Here is a 22,121-nt window from a genome sequence, read left to right as displayed (position 1 = left end):
CCGTAGGTGCCCATGCCGGCGACGGCGGCGGCGGTGCCGACCAGTGCGACCGAAGCGAGGATCTTGCCGGAGGTGGTCTTGAGGCTGATGGCCATGGGAATCAGTGTCCTTTCGGTTGGCCACCGTGATCGGCCGGCCTGTTGGTTTGTCTGCCTGTTGGTTTGTCTGCCTGTGTGGCTGACAAGAAATACTTTGCCGGGCCCGGATCAAGAACCAATCCTGTAATCGGTCAACAGTTCCTCAGGAAAACCTCAAGACTTTTTGCTGTTCCGCAGGAACCTTATGAAACACTTCTTGATGCATATGAACCGGCAATGAAAGGGCGGACGGATGCCCATGTGGCTGCAGGCCCTGATGTGGGGAACGCTGGCGGGCGGTGCCCTGGTCTTGGGCGCGGGCATTGCCTGGATGTGGAAAGTGCCGCCCAAGATCGTGTCCACAGTGATGGCCTTCGGCGCGGGCGTCCTGATCTCTGCGCTGGCATTCGAACTGGTGGACGAAGCCGTGGACGGTGGCGGGTTGGTCCCGACAGTTCTTGGCTTTCTCTTGGGTGCGTTGATCTTTGTAGGCTCCAACGTGCTGTTGGCCCGCGCCGGAGCAAAGCACCGCAAGCGCTCCAGTGAGCCCCAACCGTCCGAAAAAGATTCGCCCGGCAGTGGGACTGCCATTGCTGTAGGGGCGCTGATCGACGGCATTCCGGAATCGGTGGTCCTCGGAGTAGGGCTCCTCGCCGGAGGAGCGGTGAGCCCGGCGATGCTGGCCGCCGTCTTCATTTCCAATGTCCCGGAGGGACTTTCCAGCACAGCCGGCATGAAGAAGGCTGGACGCAGCCCCGCCTACGTCTTTGGGACCTGGATCGGCATTGCGGTGTTCAGCGGACTGGCCGCACTACTGGGCTACACGGCCTTGGAGAACGCTCCCGCCACCGTGATCGCGTTCATCACAGCCATCGCCGCGGGAGGCATCCTGGCCATGCTCGCGGACACGATGATCCCTGAAGCCTTCGAGGAGCATCACAACCTCACCGGCCTAACGGCCGCCGTCGGATTCCTCAGCGCCTTCACCATCCACCACGTCGGAGGCTAGTGGGGCAACAGCCCCAACACTGGTATGGCGACCGCCGTCGCGATGGCCATGGCGGCGGTGTTGCCGATGACCGGGTGAAACCCTTCAGGCAGCCGCGAGGCAACGGCCCTTGCGATGGGCGGCGCAAGCACTGCGCCCAGCACGGCTCCACCCACTGTTCCGGTCCACGAACCAGCGAAAGCGAGGACCGCTGCGGGCGCAACCGATACAACGGACGCGTAGGTGGCCGCCCACCCGCCATCACGGTACCAATCCCGCCAGAGGACGATGCCGATAGCCGAGGTCAGCGCCTGGGCGAACAGGATGTGGGGCAGCAGGTTCGATCCGTACGACGGCAGCCCCGGGTTGAGGACGAACGCAACCGCGACGGCGAGGATCACTCCCACGCCAGCGAGTTCGTTGGCGAAGAAATGCGTTTCGGTGAAGTCCTTGAGGACCCGGCGCGCGGCCCATACGGCATCGCGCAGGACCGGTTTATGACTGCTCGACGGCGGCCGGTGCTGGGCCGTGGCCGGGCCCGGCTGGCGCGGGACAAGCCACTTCAATCTCCGCGCGACCAGGAATGAGATGACCGACCCCAAGGACATCGCAAGGACGTTCGCTGTGACGGCAGGCAGGCCAAGCGGCTCCGAGACGGTGGGGATGAACAGCAATGCCAAGGGCGTGACGGTGAACGCGCCGAGCACCGCACCGGTGATGCAGGTTCGCCAGCCGCTCCCGAAGAGAAGGACCATGGCGGGAGCCACGCAGACGAAAGGCACGAACGTTGGCTGCCACCCGTCGTCGAGCATCCAACCGAACGCCAGGTTGGACAACAGCAAACTCAGCGACGCCGACGCCAGGACCCACGGCCACAAACCCGTGCCGTACGTGAGCGAACCAGCCCACTCGATCCTGCGGCGGTTGGCCCACCAGGCCAGGACCGCACCAGCGAGCAGGCCAAGGGCGGCGAGATCCGACTTGTAAAACAAGGGCTCGGTAATGTCGCCGAGGAACCATCGAAGGCATGCCAGCGGGGAGTCGCTGGCATCCTGGGCCCAGCCGGCATAGACGGGTCCGACCCGCGGCGATTGCCGCTCGAGGCCCTGGAGGACGAGTGCCAAAAGGCCGAGCAAGGCCACCATGCCGAATGCCCCCAACGCTGTTCCCGCGGCACTGAGCTCGCGCGTTGGTTGAGGGCGCGCGGTGGTGGCGGAAGAGTGCATCATTGGTGGCCCTTAGCGTGCTGTGTGGTGTGACTTCGAGCAGCGTAGCGGAACGTTCCACGCCCCCTTCAGTCGCGGCGCTACGGGAGATTTATGACCGGGAAACCGTCACAGCCAGACCCTGCGCTCACCCTTAGTGGGTGATCTTTCTGTCCAATCGCTGCTGATCCAGCGCGCGCAGGCACTGGATGGCGTGACTGAATCGAGAATGGTGTTGTGGTCCCGCTGGGGAACGGGTCCCTTGCCGAAAGACGACGGCCCAGCCCCCGGGTCGAACGAACGATTGGAATGGCGCCATGAGTTTTTGGGAATCTTTGTGGAGCATCATTGTTGCTTTTCTTTTTATTGCCTATCTGATCCTCCTCTTTCAAATTATTTCCGACCTTCTCCGCGACAGGGCCCTCAATGGTGGCGTCAAAGCATTGTGGATCCTGTGCCTGTTCGTAGCACCCTTTATTTCCGCCTTGATCTACGTGATCATGCGCGGGAAGGGAATGGCTTTGCGCAGTGAGATGCGTGTCCGGGAGTCGGTTGAAGAGACGGAGAAATATATCCGGGAAGTCGCCGGAGCACCGTCGCCCACCCAGCAAATCGAAGCAGCCAAAGCGTTGCTGGCCGCGGGAGATATCACCGAGGCGGAGTACGCTCGCCTGAAGGAGATCGCTTTGGCCTGATTCGGGCCACCGTCCTCCATTCATGTACGGCCGAGAGGGACGCATGACGCGATTGAAGGCATTCCCGCTGTTGGAAGGCGGGCCGTTCAGATTCGGCCTTATTGCGGCACTCGGCGTGCTGGTTGCCCTGGCGTTGGGCTCGGCCGTCATCACCCTGCGATACTCGCTGACGCTGATCTTTGCGGCGCTGTTCATATCATTGGGGCTTTATCCCTTGGTTCGGTGGCTGGAGCGCTTGAAGCTCTCACGCGCCGGCGCAGTGCTGGTGGTAGCTGTTGGTTTCCTGGTGCTCGTGGCCGTGCTGATCCGTTTCATCGTTCCGATCCTGGTGGAGGAAGGCGCTGCGCTGGTGGGCCTGCTGCCGTCCAGTTTCGAGGCCGTGAGTGAACAGGAATGGTTCCTGGACTTCAACGGATCGCTGGGCGGGGCACTGACGCCGCTGCTGGATTGGCTGGAAAGCTCAGCAGCAGATCCCAACGTCTGGCTGGCTATTGGCGGCGGAGCCGTGCAGGTTGGCTACAACGTGGTGAATGGGACATTCGCAGTTGTTTTCGTGGTGGTCCTGACCCTCTATTTCGTTGCCGGTCACGAGGTCATGAAGTCGAGTCTTTATGCACTTGTTCCGGCGTCCCGCAGGGAATCGTTTGCGGAGATTACCGACACGATTGTTGCGTCAGTAGGAAAATACCTCAGCGGCATGTCCATCCTCGCCTTGTTCAATGCGATCTTCACCTTCATCCTCCTGTCTGTCGCCGGGGTCAGGTACGCGGCAGTCCTAGCCGTCCTGGCATTCCCCATCACGCTCATACCCTTGGTGGGCAGCGCCATCAGTACGGCAATCATCACGGTAGTTTCGCTGTTCACCTCGCCCGCTACGGCGCTGGTGGTCTTCCTGGTCATGCTGGTCTACATGCAGGTTGAGGCCTATCTCCTGACGCCACGCATCGTGGGTAAAGCGATCAGTATCCCGGGATCCCTGGTCCTCATCGGCGCCATGGTGGGCGGAACGCTCCTGGGGCTGCTGGGTGCGCTGATTGCCTGCCCCACTACGGCCTCGATTCTGCTGATCATCAAAAAGGTGGTCATACCGCAGCAGAACGCCAAGTAGCGCGGCATGCCAGGACTAACGCTCGACGCCGATGCCGTCGCCCTCATCTTGTTGGCGCTCCACATCGTACTCGGATCAATTGCCGCCGTGATGGTCTCGGCCAATCGGCGGCCATCATCCGCCATTGCCTGGGTGTTGGCCATCATCTTCATTCCTTACCTGGGAATGGTGGCGTTCCTGCTGGTGGGCCGAGGCAAACTTCCCAAGGCCCGCCGGGAAAAACAGCGTGCGGTCAACGAACTCATGCTTGGAAGGACGCCTGGCCTTTCAGCAGTCAGCCACAGTGACGAGTGGCCCGCCTGGCTGCGTTCCGCCGTCGAACTCAACCGCAGGCTGGGCGCGCTGCCCATGGTGGGCGGCAACCGGGCCGAGTTGCTGGAGGACTACGACGGAAGCTTCCACCGCATGATCGAAGACATCGATGCGGCTGAGGAGTTTGTGCACGTGGAGTTCTACATCTTCGCGCTGGACCCAACCACCACCCCCTTCTTCGAGGCCATGGCGAGGGCTTGCGAACGTGGTGTGGCTGTCCGGGTCCTCTTCGATCACCTCGCCGCAGTGGGTGATCCCCAGTACCGCAACATGCTGCAGGCTTTCGATGGCATGGGAGCCGAGTGGCACGCCATGTTGCCGCTGCGCCCCTTCAAAGGGCAGTGGCAGCGCCCGGATCTGCGCAACCACCGGAAGCTCGTGGTGGTGGATGGAAGGGTGGGCTACACGGGCTCGCAAAACCTCATTGACGCGTCCTACAACAAGAAGCGCAACATCCGGCGGGGCCTCCAGTGGCACGAACTGATGGTCCGTTTGGAGGGGCCGGTGGTGCGGGAGCTCAACGCCGTGTTCGTCACCGATTGGTACAGCGAATCCGAAGCCCTGCTGCCGTTGGATACCTCACCGGTGGTCCTGGGTTCCGCCCCTGAACTCATCGACGCCCAAGTTCTTCCCAGCGGACCCAGTTTCGACAACGACAACAACCTGAAGCTCTACACCACGTTGATCTACAAAGCGGAGCACCGCGTCAGCATCACCAGCCCATATTTCGTGCCCGACGAAGCCATCCAGCTGGCGATCATCACCGCCGCTTCCCGCGGCCTCAGCGTTGAACTCTTCGTGTCCGAGGTAGGCGACCAGGCCATGGTCTACCACGCTCAGCGCTCGTACTATGAGGTCCTCCTGCGGGCCGGCGTCCGCATCTACCTGTACCGGGCCCCACAGGTCCTGCATGCCAAGCACTTCACCATCGACGACGACGTGGCGGTCATCGGCTCAAGCAACATGGACGTCCGATCCTTCAGCTTGAACATGGAGGTCTCGGTGCTGGTGCATGGACGATCAATCGTGGACCGGATGCGGGAAGTGGAGGACCGGTACCGCGCCGCCAGCAAGGAGCTGCTGCTGGAGGATTGGCTGCGCCGCCCGGTGGGTCACGTAGCCTTGGACAACCTTGCCCGGCTCACGTCATCACTCCAATAGCACGCCCGGGTTAAGTCACTCATCCAACTGCAGGTACCAGGTCACCCCGGCGCTGATGCCCCTGCCGAGCAGCAGTGAGAACGCGATGGCAATGACCACTGCGAACTCCGTGGACAATCCGGGCAAGAGCCCGGACAAGACACCAATACCCACCGAATAGGCCGACCACAGGATGCCGGCTGCGACCGAATAAAGAATGAATCTTCCCCGCGATACCGGGGTGATCGCACTGGCCACATTCATGGTCAGCCGCCCCAGCGGAACAAAGCGGGACGTCAGCACCCACGAGGCCGCGTGTTTGGACAGGCGCTCCCTGGAAGCATGCAAAGCCTTCTGCGTGCGGGGCCCCCGCAGTATCTTCCAGCTGGCCATGTCCCGGTGCCGGACCAGTTCATAGGCGCCCAGGTCCCCCGCAACAGCCCCTGCCAGCATCGCGGCCGCCAACAAGAAGCCGTTGGGAAGTCCGTCCGTGGCCGACAACGCTCCCAAAGCCACAAACAGCGAGGTGGTGGGAATCGGGGGGAAGATCGCAGACAACGCAACGAAGAACGCCCCGAGTGGGTAGACCCACCCGGAATCCGCGGCACTCATGATGTCCTTGAAAGCTTGCACGGTGAACCCCTCTCCAGGCCTCGCCCAAGCGTCTCACGGCCGCCAAGATCATCCTTACGCCCTGTGGCCGCCACGCGGATCGCCCTGACTGGGTGAATCCTCGATGCCCCGCCCCTACACTGAAGGAGTGGACGACCAAGTTGGTACCCGCCCGGACCTCTTGAGCCCCAAGCTGATGGCGGTCCCCCGGCCGCCCTTGGACCTGCTGGCTCGATCCCGACTTGTGGCCAAGCTCGACGCCGCAACAGACTCAGTCCTCCTTTGCGCCCCCGCCGGATACGGCAAAACAGTGCTTCTGGGACAGTGGCTGCACGGCCAGGAGCACAATGTGGCATGGCTCAGTCCGAACCAACAAAACAAGGCTGCGCTGTGGCCCGCGATTCTGCGGGCGCTGCGGCAATGCCCTGCCCTCCCAGCCGGCACGCTTCGCCGGTTTTCCGGAGCAGAGGACAACGCCGCGGAGGTCACCGGCCACCTCGCCGAGGCACTGACCGCGGCAGGTACCTCCGTCCGGCTGGTGATCGACGGCGTCGATGGCTTCTCTGTTGACGAACGCAACCGGTGGATTCCACCACTGCTCAACCAAACCGAAATGCCCATCCAGTTGGTGCTGGCAACCCGGGACAGCACAGCCGTGGATCCCGGGCCTGCCCGGCTTAGCGGCCGCATCGTGGAGTTGCAGTCCAATGAGCTCGCCTTCTCTTTGGACGAGATCAACGCGCTGGCAGCCAAGACCATCACGCTGCTGGGGATTCATCAGTTGGGCGAATTGTTCCGGCAGACGGCCGGCTGGCCGGCCTGCGTTGTCCTTGCTCTCCGTACCCTGCGCAAAACCGCCGACCCCGAGATGTCGGTGGGCGACCTGGCTGCCAACAACCGGCAGATCTCCGAGTACCTGGACCATGAAATCCTCCGCACACTCTCCTGCGAAGAACGGCACGTGCTCTCCAGCACCAGTGTGTGCCGCGTAGTGGTCGCCGCCCAAGCCAACGCACTGGCGGGCCACCGGCAGGCAGGAAGCATCCTCTCCAGCCTTGCCGATGACAGGGACTTGGTGGAGTCTGCCGGCAGCGGACGAAAAGTGTTCCTGGTCCGCCCCTTGATCCGAGCGTACTTTCGGGCGGAATTGGCCCGGAAAGAGCCCGAGGAACTGCTGCGCCTGAACCGGATCGCAGCTCAATGGCATGAAGCTGCCAACGACCCCGACGCCGCGCTGAGGCATGCTGCGGACTCAGCGGACCATGAGCTGATCGGCGCAGTCCTGGAGCGGCATGGGGCCGCGATCCTGGGATCCGGCGGTGCTACGCGTGTTCGTCGGGCAATTGCGCTCTTGCCGGAATCCTTTGTGGCGGCCAGTCCCAGGCTCTGCGTGGTGGCCGCCCTGACCCACGTGGAAAGCCGCCAGCCCACCACCGCCAGCCGTTACATAGCCACTGCCAACCGCATCTGGGCCGACGATTCCCCTCCCGATCTGCGTGAACTTCGAACCTTGGCGGAAGCACGCCTTTCCTGGTTCAGCGACGGTTGGGACGAACAGGACCCCCAGGCTGCCATCACCGACGCCGCCCTCCCCTATTCAGGTCAAAGCGACATCCGGATCGAGGCCAGAATGGTCTCGGTCACGGCCGCCCTTGTGGAGGGGCGCTATGGGACTGCCGAGAATGAAGCTTTCGCCGCCCTGGTCGAAGCCGCTGAGGCAGGCAACTCATACCTGACCGGCAAGGTCTACCTCAAGCTTGCAGCCACCGCCTCGACGCAAGGTGACCTGCGCCGCGCCAGTGAGTATCTTCGGCAAGCAGAGGAGAAGTTGCCGGCACAAGTCTGGACGGCCGGAGCAGGCAGGTCGGTGGGTGCCCTGCTGCACGCATCAGCCGCACTCTTCGGCGCCGAACCGGCCGCAGCCTTGAAGTTCGCTGCTGCGGGCACCTCGGAGCTCGGGCAACTCGGGTCCTCTTCCAAGGGGGTGGGAGCTGCAATGCGCGCCATGCTGGAAATGATCAGCGCTTGCGCCCACTTGGATTCGGGCGACAGGCGCCATGCCCTTGATGGCATGCGGCAAGCCCGGCTGCGCGTCGGCCAAGACCATCTTTTCGCCCGACCGCTGGCCGCCTGCCTCGCCGTTATGGAGCACACTGCCGCATTGGCGCTGGGACATGCAGAGCGGGCACGCGAGGTCTTGGAGTGGGCAGAAGAACGGATTCCCGGAACCGGTGAACTGTGCCTGCTGCGCGCTCAAGGCCCTGCCGGAATCAGCCGGTTCGACGCCGCGAATGACCGGTTGCGACCCTTGCACACTGGCGCGGCTACACCAGTGCTGAAGTGGACATGGCTCCATGTCGCCGTTTTGGAATGTTCCATGGCCATCCGGACGGGACGGCGGACCTTGGCCGGCAAGCTCCTTGAGGACGCGCTGCGGTTGGCGGACGAACTGGCAGTGGTCCGCCCCTTGGCCATCGCACCGCAGGAGGTCATCGACCTTCTGGTGGAACGCGCCGGCGCACACGGACCCCAGGAGGCGCTCGCCCAGCGGCTGCTGGCGTTGCGGCCTCCCGCTGACGCCCTGCGAGCGCCGTCGTTGACGCCCCGGGAGCGCGAAGTCCTTGTGCTGCTTCCCTCCCATTTGTCCCAGGAACAGATGGCCGCGGAACTTCATTTATCGGTAAACACGGTGAAGACGCACATACGCATCATTTATTCGAAGCTCGGGGCCGGCACACGCCATGACGCAGTGGCCGCCGCCTACAGATGTGGACATTTGCCCTAAGCCCCGTGACCTCGGAAAATGCCCAGCAGTCACCCAATTGGGGTGACCCCGAGGATTGAACCCGGATCTAGTCTGAGAGAATGCGAACCGAAGCAATCCTGCTCACAGTTCTCCCCGCCGTCGCGCTGGCCGCTTTGACTGGCTGTGCCGGGCCAACACCCGGACCAACAACCACAGTCACAGCGACCGTCACGGTCACGCCCAACGCAGGACCTGAAGTGCTCAGCGGATTCCTCTGTGGGGCGGACGCCGACAACGTATGGCGCGGCAAGGCCACATTGACCAATCCCGGCACCGCAACCAACAACTACGTGGTCCGGTTTTCAGTAGTCCGCGGTCCCAACGGCGATCCTGTGGGTTTCGCTGAGGACAGGTTCACACTGGCGCCTGGGGCGTCCACGGATGTCACCTTCACCGATATCTATACTGGCGATCCCGCCAACCTCCGATGCGTGCCCAGGGTGGCCGCCACTCCATCCGGATAGCGGGTCACCATGACAGATGTCTCCATCACGTTGCTGGTCCTCGTCGTGGTGGTCGCCGCGTTCGTTTGGAACCGCTTACCGGTGGAGGTCGTGGCTCTTGGAGCAGCCTTGGCCCTGTACGGCACGGGCACCGTAGGGCTTGAGGACACCTTTGCCGGCTTCGGAAGCGGGACGGTGGTGTTGATCGCGGCATTGTTCGTGGTTGCCGAGGCCATTGACGCCGCGGGGGTCACAACGTGGTTGGGAAGCCTGCTCATCAGGTTTTCGGGAACGAGCCGCAGCCGGCTCATGGTCTTGATGATGGTGCTGACAGCCTTGCTGACGGCGTTGATCAGCGTCAACGGAGCTGTTGCGGCATTGCTGCCCATGGTGGTGGTGCTCGCGGTTCGATTGGGTCGCCGCCCTTCCGAGCTCCTCATGCCGATGGCTTTCGCAGCCCATGCGGGTTCGTTGCTGATCCTGACGGGCTCGCCGGTCAACATCCTGGTCCTCAACGCTGCGGTGGAGACCACTGGCACAGGGATCGGGTTCTTCGAGTTTGGCCTGGTGGGATTGCCGCTGCTCCTGGGAACCATTGGGCTGACGCTCTGGCTCGGTCCGTCCCTGTTGCCCAACCGAACCCCGGAGGCCCTCCCCAAGGATCTTGGCTCCCACGGCGCGACGCTCATGACCCACTACCTCGGCGATGACAGGCTGAGCCGGCTGACCATCCCGGCTGGCTCCGTCTTGGTGGGGCAGCCTGTTGCGTGCTTCCAGGAGGATGACGACGGCGGGCACCTCCACCTGATCAGCGTGCAGAAGCCGGACGGCAAACCATCCACGCTGGCCACGTTCACGGCAGGCGACGACATTGTGGTGCGCGGTGGCCAACCGCGCATCGACACCTTCGCCGCACGGCATGGCCTCACCCAGGACGACAACGCGACGTGCGGACTCATCAGCAGCAGCTACGGCGTGGCCGAAGTGGTGGTTGCGCCCCGCTCCAACCTGGTGGGAACAGAGGCCTACCCCGGTATGGTCACCGAGAGCGGCACCTTGGTGGTGTTGGCCCACCAACACCCGGGCGAACAGGAAAGCTCCGGCCGCTCACTCATCACCGCCGGGGACCGGCTTCTTTTGCAGGGAACGTGGTCCGCCTTGGACCAGCACACCGTGGATCACAACGTTTTGCTGGTGGACTCGCCGGACACCATCCGCCGCCAGACCGTTCCGCTGGGGCCGCGCGCCACACCGGCGCTGATCGTCGTCGGAATCATGGTGGTCCTGTTGGCCACCAACCTCATCCCCGCGCCGGTCGCCGCGCTGCTGGCCGCAATGGCCATGGTGGTGCTCCGCGTGGTCACGGTCCAGCAGGCACACCGTTCCATGGCATGGACCACCCTCATCCTGGTGGCAGGGATGATCCCGCTGTCCACTGCCATCACGTCGACGGGCACCGCGGAAATCCTCGCTGAGGGCATGGTGTCGGTGGTCGGAGGCGGCGGACCACTGTTGTTGCTGGTTGGAATCTTCGTGGTCACTGCAGTCCTCGGGCAACTGATCAGCAACACTGCCACTGCGCTGATCATTATTCCGATCGCCCTCTCGGTTGCCCAAGAGTCTTCCATCAACCCCTACACGGTGCTGATGTGCGTCTCCGTGGCGTCTTCCGCGGCCTTGCTGACGCCGGTAGCGACTCCCGCCAACATGATGATCATGCAGCCGGCCGGCTACCGCTTTGGCGACTACTGGAAGTTCGGGTTGGCCATCATGGCGCTCTACGCTGCCGTTGCCATCTTGTTGGTTCCCGTTTTCTGGCCACTCCAGACGTAGCACCCAAGAGATCGGAGACCAATCCTCAGCTAGTCCGCACACCGTTCCGTCAACCCCGTAGTGAGGTATCCAAGCGCCCTTTCCAAGAACGGGCCCAGCACAACAGGAGCAAGACATGGCCAGTGACCACACCTCCACAACGTCGCCACCACCAGTCAAAGCGGCTTCATGGCTGCCTTTGATCGTGGTGGTCCTCACCCAGATCCAGGCATCATTCGCCGTCAACGCATTGACTGTCTCAATGCAGGGCATCACCACCGACCTGGACACGGCAGCAACCTCCGTGGGCACGGCCATCACCGCAGGCACGTTCTCGATGGCGGCGTTCATCTTATTGGGCGCAAAGGTTGGCGCCCGCTTCGGCACCCGCAAGGTGTTCCAAATCGCCGTCGCCATCCATGCAGCTGCCATGGCCGGCGTTGCACTGAGCATGAGTCCCGCCATGCTGTTCATTGCCCAGGCGTCCTCCGGTGCCGTCATCGCGCTCATCGCGCCGGCCCTCACCGTCTTCATCGCCACCAATTACAAGGACCAGCAGCAAGCCAAAGCCATCGGCCTCCTGGCTGCGGCCATCCCGGCGGCCGGCGTCCTGGCCCTGCTGATTGCCGGCACGTTCGCCACCACCATCGGGTGGCGCTATTCCTTCGGACTGATGGTGGTCCTGGGCGCGCTCAACGTGCTGCTGAGCTTCCGGCTCAAGACCGTCCCCGCCCAGCCGCAACTGAAGATCGACTGGACCGGCGCAATCATTGCCGCAGTGGCCATCATTTTCCTCAGTTTCGGCTTCAGCGGCCTCGCCTCGTGGGGCACCTGGTTTGCGACGAACCAAGCGCCCTTCGACATCCTGGGCCTCTCGCCGGCCCCACTCCTGATCCTCCTCGGAGCCATAGCGGGACAAGTGTTCTTCCGGTGGGTGCGGAAGCGCCAGGACGCCAAGCTTCCCCGCATTTTCGATCTTCGGGTGCTGGCTTCCAGCTCCGAACTCGCCATCACTGCCTGCATGGCCACCATGCTGTTCGTGGGAACGGCTGCCAACTTCCTGATCCCTTTGTACATGCAGATAGTCCAAGGGCGCACCAGCATTGAGACATCCTTCTCGATCATCCCGTACACCCTGTCCATCTTCCTCGCGAGCACTTTCGTGGCGTTCCTGTACGAGAAGTTTCCCCCGCGAACCATTGCCCAAGGCGGCTTCGTGGTGGTGGCCGGCGCACTGATCCTGATCGCCTTCACCATCCGGAACGACTGGGGGCAGCTGTTCGTGGTGTTGGGGCTGATCCTGCTGGGGTTGGGCCAAGGAGCGATTGTGGCCTTGGTGTTCAACTCGCTGCTGACCGCAGCTCCCCGTGACTTGGCCGGCGACGTCGGTGCGTGGCGCGGCCTGGTGCACAACCTCGCGGGCAGCGTGGGTATAGCAGTGGCGAGCGCGTTCGCCGTCGGAATGCTTTCCTCACTGATAGCCAGCGGCGCCGCCGCGCATCCGGAAGTCTCCCCCGAGCTGATACAGAAGGTGAACATCAACGAAGCCGACTTCATGACCAACGCCCAAGTGGAGGCGGCCATCGGGGACCGGGTGAGCAGCCCTTCCGAACTGGCTGCCGCGATTGAGGTCAACTCGGACGCCCGCCTCCGTGCACTGCAGATCTCCCTTCTTGGCCTGTCAGGTTTGGCTCTCCTGGCGATCGTTCCGGCTGGCCGCATGCCCGGCCGAATGAAGGGCGACCTGCCCGAACAACTCGAACCCGACGATCCCGACGCGATTCCGGACGACGAATCTGCCGCGCGCCGCAGCACACCATCAGATGGCACCTCTACAGAACAGGCGAAACGGTGAACCACGAACCCTACAAACTGATACCGGAAGCTTTCTCAGCCATCCCATCCGTGGATCGGGCCGAACCTGAACTGGAGTTTGTTGACGCTTTCGGCCAGCTCGACGCGATCGGCGTCGTAGTACCTGCGGAGGGTGACGTTCCAGCCTCGGTAGGACTGAACCGCGAGACGCTGGAACGTGCCGGCTTCGACGGAAAGCCCGGGACCACCTTGCAACTGGCCAACGCCTCCGGAACCTTGGTGGTGGCCGTTGGTGGAGGAAAACCGGGCTCCTTGGACACCGACGGCTGGCGTAAAGCCGCCGCAGCCCTGGTCCGCGCCACTCAACGGCACTCCCGGATTGGGTTCGAACTGCCGGACACCCCGGGGATGGACGCCGAGCGCTTGGGCCAGGTCCTGGCGGAGGGCGTGCTGCTGGCCCGTTACAGCTATGACACGCTGAAGAGCAAGCACAAGGAGACCCCGCTGGCCTTGGTGCAGTTCCTCGCCCCGGGCGTGGACACCGAAGCTGCAACCCGCGGCTTGGCCACCGGTCGGGTGAAGGTGCGGGCAACAGCCATCGCCAGGGATCTGTGCAACGCTCCGCCGAGCCACCTGACAGCCGTCGGTTTGGGCGCGGCCGCCAAGGAACTGGCCGAACGATTCGGGTTCGAGGTTGAGGAGTTCGACAAACAGCAGTTGATTGACCTCCGCTGCGGGGGACTCCTCGGCGTCAACGCCGGCAGCGCCCAGGAACCCCGCATGATCAAGCTCAGCTACCGACCCGAGGGGACACCATCGGGCCACCTTGGTTTGGTGGGCAAGGGCATCATGTACGACTCCGGCGGCGTCAGCCTCAAACCCAGCGATCCCATGCACTTGCTCATGAAGATGGACATGGGTGGCGCTGCCGCAGTGCTGGCCGTGTTCACCGCACTCCGTGATCTCGGGTGCACCTCCGCCGTGACCGGGTTCCTGATGTGCACGGACAACATGCCTGCCGGCTCTGCCTACAAATTGGGGGACGTCCTCACCACCCGCAGCGGGCTCACCATCGAGGTCAAGAATACCGACGCCGAAGGTCGCCTTGTGATGTGCGATGCCCTCACGCTGGCCATAGAGGACAAGGTGGACGGGATCGTCGACATCGCCACCCTTACGGGCAACGCGCTCTTGTCCTTGGGCCAGCTCACCGCCCCGGTGTTTGGCAACGAGCAACGCTTGGTGGACCGTGTGCTGGAGTCGGGCGTCCGGGCAGACGAACAGTTGTGGCAGCTCCCCTTGGAAAGGGCCTATCGCGCGCAGCTGGATTCGGACATTGCGGATATTTCCAACCTTGGTGGCCCTTTTGCCGGCGCCACCACTGCCGCTCTGTTCCTGGCAGAGTTTGTGGGCGACACTCCGTGGGCCCACATCGACATCGCTGGCACCATGCAATCGGACAAGGACGATGCGTGGCGGAGCAAGGGAGCCACGGGGTTCGGTGCGCGCCTGTTGATCGACCTTGCCCTGAACTACTCGGCCGACTAGTCGCCCGGAACGCAGAAGAGGCCCCGACGCAGCAGCGTCGGGGCCTCTTGGGCGTGCAGGCGGTCAGGCCTTCTTGCGCGTGAGCAATCCCCAGATGATGAGCACGATCAGCGCGCCACCGATGGCCAGCAGCCAGGTGGACAGGGACCAGAACTCGCTGATGCCAACGTTGAAGAGGGCGCTGCCAATCCATCCACCCAGGATGGCGCCAACGACGCCGAGCAGCAGCGTAGCGATCCAGCCGCCGCCCTGCTTGCCAGGCTTAATGGCCTTGGCGATGGCTCCGGCAATCAAACCCAAAACGATCCAACCGATGATTCCCATTTTTCATTCTCTCTTTCGTCACAAGGTCCTAGTCCGGCGACTGTTCCGCGCCGCTATGGACCTGATTGTTGGCTACCAGCTGAGCCGTCGGAGCATACCGACGACCTGGCTGGCAGACGGCCTGCCGGCAGGTACGGGGTCAGTCATGGCATGAAGCACCATGGACCAGCGACGCCGTACCGTGCCGGGAATTCTTGGTTCGCCCAGCGTTCTGGCCACCATCGACTCAAGTGGAGCACCCGGGAACGCCTTGGTTCCGGTCAGGCACTCCAAGGCAACGAGGCCCAAGGAGTAGATGTCGCTCGCGGACGTGGACTCTCCACCCCGCACTTCTTCTGGGCTCAGGTAGTGAGGAGTGCCGGAGGAGGACTTCGGGGCCTCCTGGCGTCCTTTGATGGCAATGCCGAAGTCGGTCAGTTTGGCTATGCCCGGACCTCCCGGATCGGCTGCGAAATCCACCAGGATGTTGCCTGGCTTGATGTCGTTGTGAACAATTCCGCGACGATGCAAGTAGGTCAATGCCCGCGCAATTCCCGTCATCCACGCCACCGTCTGGTGTTCGGAGGCAGGAGCGTGACGTAGGAGCGATCTCAGGTCCCGGCCCTCCACAAGATCCATGACCAGGTAGTTCCCGCCCCAGTCTTGGTCGTCAGGAAGCTCCTTGCTCCCGTCCCCCTGGCCTCCGGAGCCGATCACGCGGACGATGTTCCTGTGCCGAAGTCGGCTGTGGGTTGCCATCTCCCTGTCGAAAGGAGCTCCGCCCCTGGTTCTGAAGATCTTCACTGCCACGGAAGTGCCGGTGCGCAGGTCGATTGCTTCGTTGACGTACGCCTCGGAGCCTCCACCCAGTGGGGCGCCCAATCGATAACGCCCACCGAGCACCACATCCCGCACACCGGAATCGTGACCAGAAGGCCCTGCCCCGCGATCGGCGCGGACGGCAGGGGCATCAATCAACGTCACCGAAGGAGACTTTCGATGTCCGTGGACGGCACGCCGGCGGCGTCGGCCAGAGCATGGGGCTCTACGCCTGCCTGAACAGCCTTCTTGAAGGCCAGTTGAAGGGTGTTCTGCGCAATGGCAAGCTCGTGCTGCAGGCTTTGACGGCGGAGTGCCGCGATCCAGACACCGCTGACGGGATCGACGGCGTCGATGTCCATCCGGAAGCCGCAGCCGCAAGCCCATTCGGGCCAGATCGGCTCCACGGAGACCCACTTCATGGAATCGTGGGTCGGCCCTGCCGAGATGGCCATGTTGGCGCCGCAGTGTACCGGCCCCAGGGGAATTACCTGATCCGTCAAAGCTTCCACGGCACTCCCGGCCGCGGGTGTGGAGTCTGGTTCACGCAGGGCGACAGTCATCGTCGTCTTCTCTCTCACATTTAGATGGATAAGTAGCTTGGCTATCTAGTTATATGTGTACTTACTAAATATGTCCAACCGGCGTCATGTCGCCAGGCCATCTATCGCCCGTCGCATCCGGCGGAGGAATTCCACCACGGTCGCGGAATCCTCCTCGCTGAGGGTGCCTGCGACTTCCATCATGCGAGCATGCATGTCGCCCAGAGTGTTGCGCACTTCATGATCGGATTCGGCGCTGGGCCGAAGGACAAGGGCGCGGCGATCCGTGGGATGCGGCTCCCTGGTCACATACCCGGAGCGCACCAATCGATCCACCAGCGACGTGATGGATGCCGACGTCACGCCCAAGCGGACAGCCAACTCCTTCGGCCCCACCTGCCGGCCCGCGCGTTCCGCCTCCAATAAGTAACGAAGGGCCACAAGGTCGGTTTCGCCCATCCCCATGGACGCGCGAGTGCGACGTCGCATGTCGGCCTCTGCCGAGCGGTAGTCCCGGAGTGCGTTCAGGACATCCACGGGACCCATTCGCTTGCGATTTTCCAGCCCATACCAGTAGCCCCGACTTCCCCGATTGTCATCCATTACCAATCCTTTGGTAGACATGTATCTCGCTTGTCTAACAAATTGATCCTAGGCGCTCAGCGGGGAGTCCGCCGACCCGACGGCCGCGGTGAGGAGAAATCAGGCCTGTCTGGCAGCCGCACCCACCCGCCGCCACACCGCCGGGGCCACCACTACGGCAACGCCGACGGCGGCCCCAATGACGGTCTCGATGATGCGGTCCCGCAGGAGCAAACCAGGATCAACCGGCGCTGCCAGGAGCGTGGCAATCAGCGCCAGAGGCGTCACGAACACTTGCGCCACTAGATACTGCCGGGCAATGAACATCTCGGCGCCGAACTGGCACGCCGCGATGACCAGAACCATGGCCCACGGGGCGGGGTTGAGCCACAGGATGCCGGCCAGCAGCACCAGCCCAATCACCGTTCCCGCAATTCTTTGGATTCCACGGCTCACGCGGTGCCGCGTCGAGTGACCCACCAGCGGGACCACGGCTGCAACCATGGCCCAGTAGGTGTGTCCGAACCCGAGCCGCTCCCCCACCACTGTTGCGATGGTTCCCGCCAGGCCGGCAGCCACCACGTAGCCGCCTCCCTCGAGCCACATCGCCCGGCGCTCAGCACCGGTGTGGCGGATGCGCGGCGGACGCTTCCAAGGCGTTCGATGGCTCTTGAGCACCCGTGAGGACATGCCGACCAGCAGGCAGAAGACGGTGGTCAGGACCGCCACCAGCATGGCTTCCCAGAGAGGCGGCTGGGCTGCGATGGACGCGATGGCAGCAAACGCAAAAATATGAAAGAGGGACCCGCCAGGGCGGAGCCGCCAAGCGGCAACTACTACAGAGCACGCGCCGGCCACTACAGTGGTGGCGGCGGTCAGGAGCCACGAATACTCTGCACCTGCGATCCCCCAGGCTTGGGCAAAGCGGGCCATGAGCGTGGCCAAAAGGATCACCAAAAGCATGAAGCCGCCAGCACGCAACTGGCTGCGGAAGCGAACACTGTGGGGCTCGTTGCGGCCATAGATTCCGGTGAACGCCCCAAACGATGCAAACACCGCAAGATCCAATCGGCCAAGCAGCGTCAGGGTAATCAGCGGCACAAACACACCGACAGCGCAGCGGAGGGCGGGATGGTGGTCCTTGTTTCCAGGACCCATCGTGAACAGTTCCGCTACAGCCTTCAAGGGGCGGCTCGCCTTTCGTCGCAGGATCAAACGTACGACGGCGGCGCTGGCGTCCGCTTTCAAGATTACGCGCCGGCCATTGGGCTACCCCGGGATTGAGTCCGGATAGTGCCCCTCATCACGCACCAGGGGCACTGTCCAGGCTTATGTTGCGGAGCTAGAACCTCGACGTCGTTGGGCTCGTGAACTGCGCGGGGGCGATCGGGTTGCCCGCAATGTCCGTCAATCCGGAGGCCGGGGTGAACTTTGCAGCGGCAGGGTTCTGGGCGACAGTGTTCCCTGAACCGGACATGGTTCCCAGGGTCAGGGTGAGGGTCCTGGCCACGGGGTTCCACTGCAGGACTGACGCGTTGCTGCCGGACCCACTGAACGTCATGGATCCCGACGTTTCGTAGTCGCCGACGAGCGCCACGGTGCCGTACTTCAGCGTGGAGCAGCCGCTCGATGTAACAGTCAGGTTGTCAGAGGAGCTCACCGAGACAAGCACCTGGCTGTTGCCATTGAGCGTTTGGGTGGCGGTGTCGCTTGTCCAGGCACTGCAGATGGCGCTTGCGTCCAAAGGTTCCGAGAACGTCAGGGTCACAAGGTCGTCGCGTTCGATCCTGCCTGGGAGGCTTCCGCCGTTGCTGAGCTGCACACCGGTAACCGTCGGTGCGATGACGTCCTTGGTGGACGTATCGCTACCCGCCGCACCGGTGTTTCCTGCGGCGTCAGTGGCGCGTGCAGAGTAGGTGACAAGGCCGTCGTTGAGAGTACTCAGATTCAATGCTGAGGCCGTCCACGCGCCCGCCCCGTTTGCGGTAACAGTCTTGGTCACGCTGTGCAGCGAACCGGCGTCGGTGACGGTGAGGAGGACCGATGAATTGGCTTCGGCGGTGCCCGTGGCGGTGATGTTGGCTGCGGTGGTCGCAATCACGTACGTTGGCGCGTTCACCGTGGGAGCCCCCGGGGCCGTAGCATCCACCGCAGTTGCCGTGCTTCGCAGGCTCTCCGACCCTTGCCATAACGAAAGCATGGGCGTCACCGCGTAATACCACGTGCCTGTGGGCGCAGTGTCCGTGCAACTCAGCGCAGCCACAGTGCCGGCGCAGGTGCCTGCCGCCGGGACTCTGGTCCCGCCAGTCGCGGAGGCGTAGCGAGCGATGCTGTACCCGGTCGCGGACCTGCCTGCCGCCGTCGTACTTGCCGTCCACGTCACCGTGACGCTGCCGGCAGTGCCCACCACGGCGGCCGGCTTGGCACCTGGGTTGACGGTGTCGGCCTTGGCAGCGGCGAAGTTGCTGCTGCTGACCGTGCTCCAGAACGCACTGGCGGCCGGCCCTCCCCACGAAACCAGGAGAATGCCGACCACGATCACCATCACACGGTTCCAACGGCCCATGGTTACTGACCGGGACTGCCGCGCCAAGGACTTGCTGTGCTGCTTCACTTCCGGACCTCCAGTGTTACGGGAATGCGGAATTGGGATCCTTGGCAGGCGGAGAGTGAGGCTGCGCTCATGCTGGCCGAGTCCGGCAGCGTCAGCAGGATGGACGAGTTTGGCTGGATAGTCACAGGTGGGGCCACCGGAACGGGAGGTGGGGTAAACGTCACCCCTGTGGTGGTGCAACCAGGGTGGGCGGCGTCCGCTGTCACTGCTCCGTTTGCAGCCAATCCGTAGATGGTGACGGTATGGGCATTGGGGTTCGTGGCTCGAAGGATGACGTCGGCTGTTCCGCCTGGGACAAGGCTGTTCTGCGGGGTGTCGCCCGCAATAAGCGCATCCACAATGACCGTTTGCATGGTCCCGTTGGTAGCCGAACCGGCGCCAAGGCCTGTGCTGGTCCAGTACGCGTAGGCGGACCCTGCACCGCCGAGGACGCAGAGCGCCACAGTAGCGGCCGCGGTTCGTGCCAGCCGTCCGGCGCGGGGTGTGCGAGGAGTCCGGGCAGTCATCTTCATGTCAGTTCGCCTGTCCCGTCCCGGAGTAGGTGAGTTCGAGTGTGGCGCCCTTGCATCCGTCTTGGAGTTGCAGGGTGTCCAGCATGCTGATCCGGGGCCAACTTGCTTGGGGAATCCCCAAAGCGGACAGCGAGGTGGATCCCGGCTGGACGTCGAAGGGGTACGTGCCGGTGAATTGGGTGACGTTGTAATCCGCGCTGCTGCACGGAAGTCCGGCGGCGATGGCTGCCGGCGTACGAACCACTTGGCTAATGGAAGCTGACACGTTGGTTACCGCGATGCTCTTGTTCTCCGGGTTGGAGATCTGCAAGTCCAAGGGCAAGGACACTCCCGGAGCCAGCGGCCCCTGGAGCGAGCCGGTGACCCCGAAGTTTCGCTTGACTTCCTTCACGTGCAACTGCCCCTTGGCGGCATTCGACTTGATGGTGCCGCTGGTGCCCGTCACTGTGAAATCGACTTTTCCCGCCGGCGTGGTGGGGCTCGTGAAGATCGTTAATGTCGCCTTGGCAGTGCTGCCGGAGTTCACCACAACCGACGACGGCGACCATGCCGCCGTCGTTCCTGAAGGCAGCCCGGCCGCTGAGAAGGCCACAGGCCCCAAATAGCCTCCGCTCGAGGACACCGTGGCATCGAATGTTGCCGACTGACCCTGGTCCAGGCTGCGGCTCGAAGGCGAGAGAGCCAGCTGGATGGCGGCCACGGCCTTGGCCTCGGCCATTTTTCCGTTGCTTTGCCCGCCGCTGGCGCCGAGGGATGCCACGGACGCCAAGACAACCAACACTGTGAGGAGCGCCGCCTTGACGGCGATACCCGCGCGGCTGAGCGGCATCCTCATGCGTACTGGCTGGGGTTGCATGGAGCCTCTTTTCGGACGGACGCGCTTGGACGGAAAACCTGGGCCGGGGACCACCACTCGCGGATGGGCCCCGGCGGGCAGCGACTACTCGCTGGCGACGTTGACTGTCACGATGGCGGACTTGCAGGCATCCTGGTTGACCGTGCCACTGTCGTTGAACTTCAGGGTTCCGCTACCCACGGACGTTCCGGTGGTGTTGGCTGCGACGAGCGTGTTGGTGGTTACCGCAGTGACCTCAAACCAGGCGGGGAGACAGCCGGCCACGTTGGTGGTCACGTTGGCGCTCAGGGCTCCCACCACGGTGCCTGACGTTGTGGCGTTGTCGGCTGTGTACGCGACCGGGACCTGGTTTCCCGGGGCAAGGCCGCCAGCAAACGTGGCGTGAAGCGTGACCGTGCCACCGCCGGCGGAGTTCGTCGCCGAGCCGCTTCCGGAGCCCGTGGTGGTCCAGTAGGCGTAGGCAGCGCCGCCGCCGACTGCCACCAAAGCCACGCCAGCGACGGCTGCTGTGATCCGGCTCTTCTTGGAAAGTTTGCGCATGGTAAGACTCCTTGGTTGATCGATGTACCGGGGAGCCGCAGCGCAACCCCCAGCATCCGGCCGTTGCTGGCGGATGAAGCGATGCCCCCAATAGTTCAGCCAGCACAGGACCCGTGGCTACTCTTGGGTGTACGCCTCTTTTAGGCCCGAACAAGTGGTCGGAAATACGCCCTTCCGGCCCCCGGGTACTCAGTTTTCGGGGTTTTGACCACTTGCTTGGCTGGTAGGCAACAGCTGCGTCTGACCTGGTTTCTGACACGCGGAACGAGGGAGTCCTGCCTTGCCAACACTGGGATGCGAGGCCCGAGCGCAGGACGCGGACGAACCCGCTCCCGGTGCCTTTTCAGTGACGCGCACCGCGAACAACCAATCCCTGCGAGACACGGCTGTTCTGTGCGACGCCCAGGCCGGCAATTGGCGGTGCTGCGCAAAGATTGTGCGCGTCTTGAGCCAAAACTGCGCTGGCGTTCGATGCTTTTGGAGTCACGGCTTAGCGCCGGGCTGTTTGCGCTCGACGGTTTAGACGTCGAAGGACCGGACGCCGTTACGCATGGCATCCGGTCCTTCGGTACTGCTGGTGTGTGGTTCGGGGGTTTAGCCGTGGGCGGCCAGGATGGTGGAGGCTTCCTGGCGTGTGGTGCCGGAGGACTCGATGTGGGCCAGGGCTGCGGGGATTTCCCAGCCCTTCTTCCGCATCGCGGTGGCCCACAAACGGCCTGCCCGGTACGAGGACCGCACCAACGGCCCGGACATGACACCCAGGAAGCCGATCTCCTCGGCCTCGTGCTGGAG

General features: G+C 63.4%; 20 protein-coding genes and 1 pseudogene. 9 read left to right on the top strand and 12 right to left on the bottom strand.

Translation table 11 applies throughout. The annotated features are described in order from the left end of the window. Positions 1-330 precede the first annotated feature (330 nt). On the top strand, positions 331-1,086 hold the full coding sequence (locus ACR30Z_RS22410; RefSeq protein ID WP_144653269.1) for a ZIP family metal transporter: 756 nt from the start codon (positions 331-333) through the stop codon (positions 1,084-1,086). Here ACR30Z_RS22410 and ACR30Z_RS22405 read toward each other — a convergent pair. Continuing rightward, positions 1,083-2,294 carry a hypothetical protein gene (locus tag ACR30Z_RS22405; RefSeq protein ID WP_434374654.1) on the bottom strand — a complete coding sequence of 404 codons (1,212 nt, stop codon included), beginning with the start codon at positions 2,292-2,294 and terminating at the stop codon, positions 1,083-1,085. The two genes, ACR30Z_RS22410 and ACR30Z_RS22405, sit on opposite strands and share 4 nt — an antisense overlap. A 293-nt stretch (positions 2,295-2,587) precedes the next feature. On the opposite strand from ACR30Z_RS22405, the gene ACR30Z_RS22400 reads away from it, so the two are divergent. From ACR30Z_RS22400 to cls, 3 genes are read left to right on the top strand one after another with little or no spacing between them, the layout of a single operon-like run. Continuing rightward, positions 2,588-2,965, top strand: coding sequence for an SHOCT domain-containing protein (locus ACR30Z_RS22400; RefSeq protein WP_144653271.1), 378 nt, complete (start codon positions 2,588-2,590; stop codon positions 2,963-2,965). Positions 2,966-3,008: 43 nt separating this feature from the next. Then, positions 3,009-4,073 (top strand): AI-2E family transporter, encoded by a 1,065-nt coding sequence (locus tag ACR30Z_RS22395; protein ID WP_434374653.1) that lies wholly within the window; start codon positions 3,009-3,011, stop codon positions 4,071-4,073. A 6-nt stretch (positions 4,074-4,079) separates the two neighbouring features. Continuing rightward, on the top strand, positions 4,080-5,546 hold the full coding sequence (cls, locus tag ACR30Z_RS22390) for a cardiolipin synthase (protein ID WP_144653273.1): 1,467 nt from the start codon (positions 4,080-4,082) through the stop codon (positions 5,544-5,546). A 15-nt stretch (positions 5,547-5,561) separates the two neighbouring features. Here cls and ACR30Z_RS22385 read toward each other — a convergent pair whose 3' ends face one another. Next, the gene (locus tag ACR30Z_RS22385; protein ID WP_244296949.1) at positions 5,562-6,158 is read right to left on the bottom strand and encodes a DedA family protein; all 597 of its coding nucleotides are present in this window, start codon (positions 6,156-6,158) and stop codon (positions 5,562-5,564) included. A gap of 127 nt (positions 6,159-6,285) precedes the next feature. On the opposite strand from ACR30Z_RS22385, the gene ACR30Z_RS22380 reads away from it, so the two are divergent. From ACR30Z_RS22380 to ACR30Z_RS22360, 5 genes are all read left to right on the top strand, one after another. Continuing rightward, positions 6,286-8,922: a LuxR C-terminal-related transcriptional regulator gene (locus tag ACR30Z_RS22380; protein WP_434374652.1), complete on the top strand. Its 2,637-nt coding sequence runs from the start codon at positions 6,286-6,288 to the stop codon at positions 8,920-8,922. Positions 8,923-9,002: 80 nt separating this feature from the next. Next, positions 9,003-9,407 (top strand): hypothetical protein, encoded by a 405-nt coding sequence (locus ACR30Z_RS22375; RefSeq protein ID WP_144653275.1) that lies wholly within the window; start codon positions 9,003-9,005, stop codon positions 9,405-9,407. A 9-nt stretch (positions 9,408-9,416) separates the two neighbouring features. Then, positions 9,417-11,219 carry an SLC13 family permease gene (locus tag ACR30Z_RS22370; protein ID WP_434374651.1) on the top strand — a complete coding sequence of 601 codons (1,803 nt, stop codon included), beginning with the start codon at positions 9,417-9,419 and terminating at the stop codon, positions 11,217-11,219. A 115-nt stretch (positions 11,220-11,334) separates the two neighbouring features. Next, positions 11,335-13,053, top strand: coding sequence for an MFS transporter (locus tag ACR30Z_RS22365; protein WP_144653277.1), 1,719 nt, complete (start codon positions 11,335-11,337; stop codon positions 13,051-13,053). After that, complete coding sequence (locus ACR30Z_RS22360) at positions 13,050-14,561, top strand: leucyl aminopeptidase (RefSeq protein ID WP_434374650.1); 1,512 nt, start codon at positions 13,050-13,052, stop codon at positions 14,559-14,561. Before ACR30Z_RS22365 ends, ACR30Z_RS22360 begins: the two co-directional genes overlap by 4 nt. 63 nt (positions 14,562-14,624) lie before the next feature. Here the strand turns inward: ACR30Z_RS22360 and ACR30Z_RS22355 are convergent, their stop codons facing one another. From ACR30Z_RS22355 to ACR30Z_RS22310, 10 genes and pseudogenes are all read right to left on the bottom strand, one after another. Further along, complete coding sequence (locus ACR30Z_RS22355; RefSeq protein WP_144653279.1) at positions 14,625-14,885, bottom strand: GlsB/YeaQ/YmgE family stress response membrane protein; 261 nt, start codon at positions 14,883-14,885, stop codon at positions 14,625-14,627. Positions 14,886-14,957: 72 nt separating this feature from the next. Continuing rightward, on the bottom strand, positions 14,958-15,848 hold the full coding sequence (locus tag ACR30Z_RS22350) for a serine/threonine-protein kinase (RefSeq protein ID WP_434374649.1): 891 nt from the start codon (positions 15,846-15,848) through the stop codon (positions 14,958-14,960). Further along, complete coding sequence (locus tag ACR30Z_RS22345) at positions 15,845-16,246, bottom strand: hypothetical protein (RefSeq protein ID WP_434374648.1); 402 nt, start codon at positions 16,244-16,246, stop codon at positions 15,845-15,847. Before ACR30Z_RS22345 ends, ACR30Z_RS22350 begins: the two co-directional genes overlap by 4 nt. 84 nt (positions 16,247-16,330) lie before the next feature. After that, positions 16,331-16,828 carry a MarR family winged helix-turn-helix transcriptional regulator gene (locus ACR30Z_RS22340; RefSeq protein WP_434374647.1) on the bottom strand — a complete coding sequence of 166 codons (498 nt, stop codon included), beginning with the start codon at positions 16,826-16,828 and terminating at the stop codon, positions 16,331-16,333. Positions 16,829-16,927: 99 nt separating this feature from the next. Further along, positions 16,928-17,992, bottom strand: coding sequence for an FUSC family protein (locus ACR30Z_RS22335; RefSeq protein WP_434374646.1), 1,065 nt, complete (start codon positions 17,990-17,992; stop codon positions 16,928-16,930). Positions 17,993-18,149: 157 nt separating this feature from the next. Then, positions 18,150-19,421 carry a hypothetical protein gene (locus tag ACR30Z_RS22330; protein WP_434374645.1) on the bottom strand — a complete coding sequence of 424 codons (1,272 nt, stop codon included), beginning with the start codon at positions 19,419-19,421 and terminating at the stop codon, positions 18,150-18,152. Next, positions 19,418-19,933: a hypothetical protein gene (locus ACR30Z_RS22325; protein ID WP_434374644.1), complete on the bottom strand. Its 516-nt coding sequence runs from the start codon at positions 19,931-19,933 to the stop codon at positions 19,418-19,420. Before ACR30Z_RS22325 ends, ACR30Z_RS22330 begins: the two co-directional genes overlap by 4 nt. Position 19,934: 1 nt before the next feature. Next, the gene (locus ACR30Z_RS22320; protein WP_144653284.1) at positions 19,935-20,789 is read right to left on the bottom strand and encodes a COG1470 family protein; all 855 of its coding nucleotides are present in this window, start codon (positions 20,787-20,789) and stop codon (positions 19,935-19,937) included. An 84-nt stretch (positions 20,790-20,873) separates the two neighbouring features. Further along, positions 20,874-21,329 (bottom strand): hypothetical protein, encoded by a 456-nt coding sequence (locus ACR30Z_RS22315; RefSeq protein WP_434374643.1) that lies wholly within the window; start codon positions 21,327-21,329, stop codon positions 20,874-20,876. Between the two features lie 594 nt (positions 21,330-21,923). Beyond that, positions 21,924-22,121, bottom strand: a pseudogene (locus ACR30Z_RS22310) (lipoyl synthase); the annotation flags it as partial.

This window comes from Paenarthrobacter sp. FR1 (assembly GCF_051106045.1).
Lineage (GTDB): Bacteria > Actinomycetota > Actinomycetes > Actinomycetales > Micrococcaceae > Arthrobacter > Arthrobacter nitroguajacolicus_A.
This window is presented reverse-complemented; position numbering and strand designations above follow the sequence as displayed.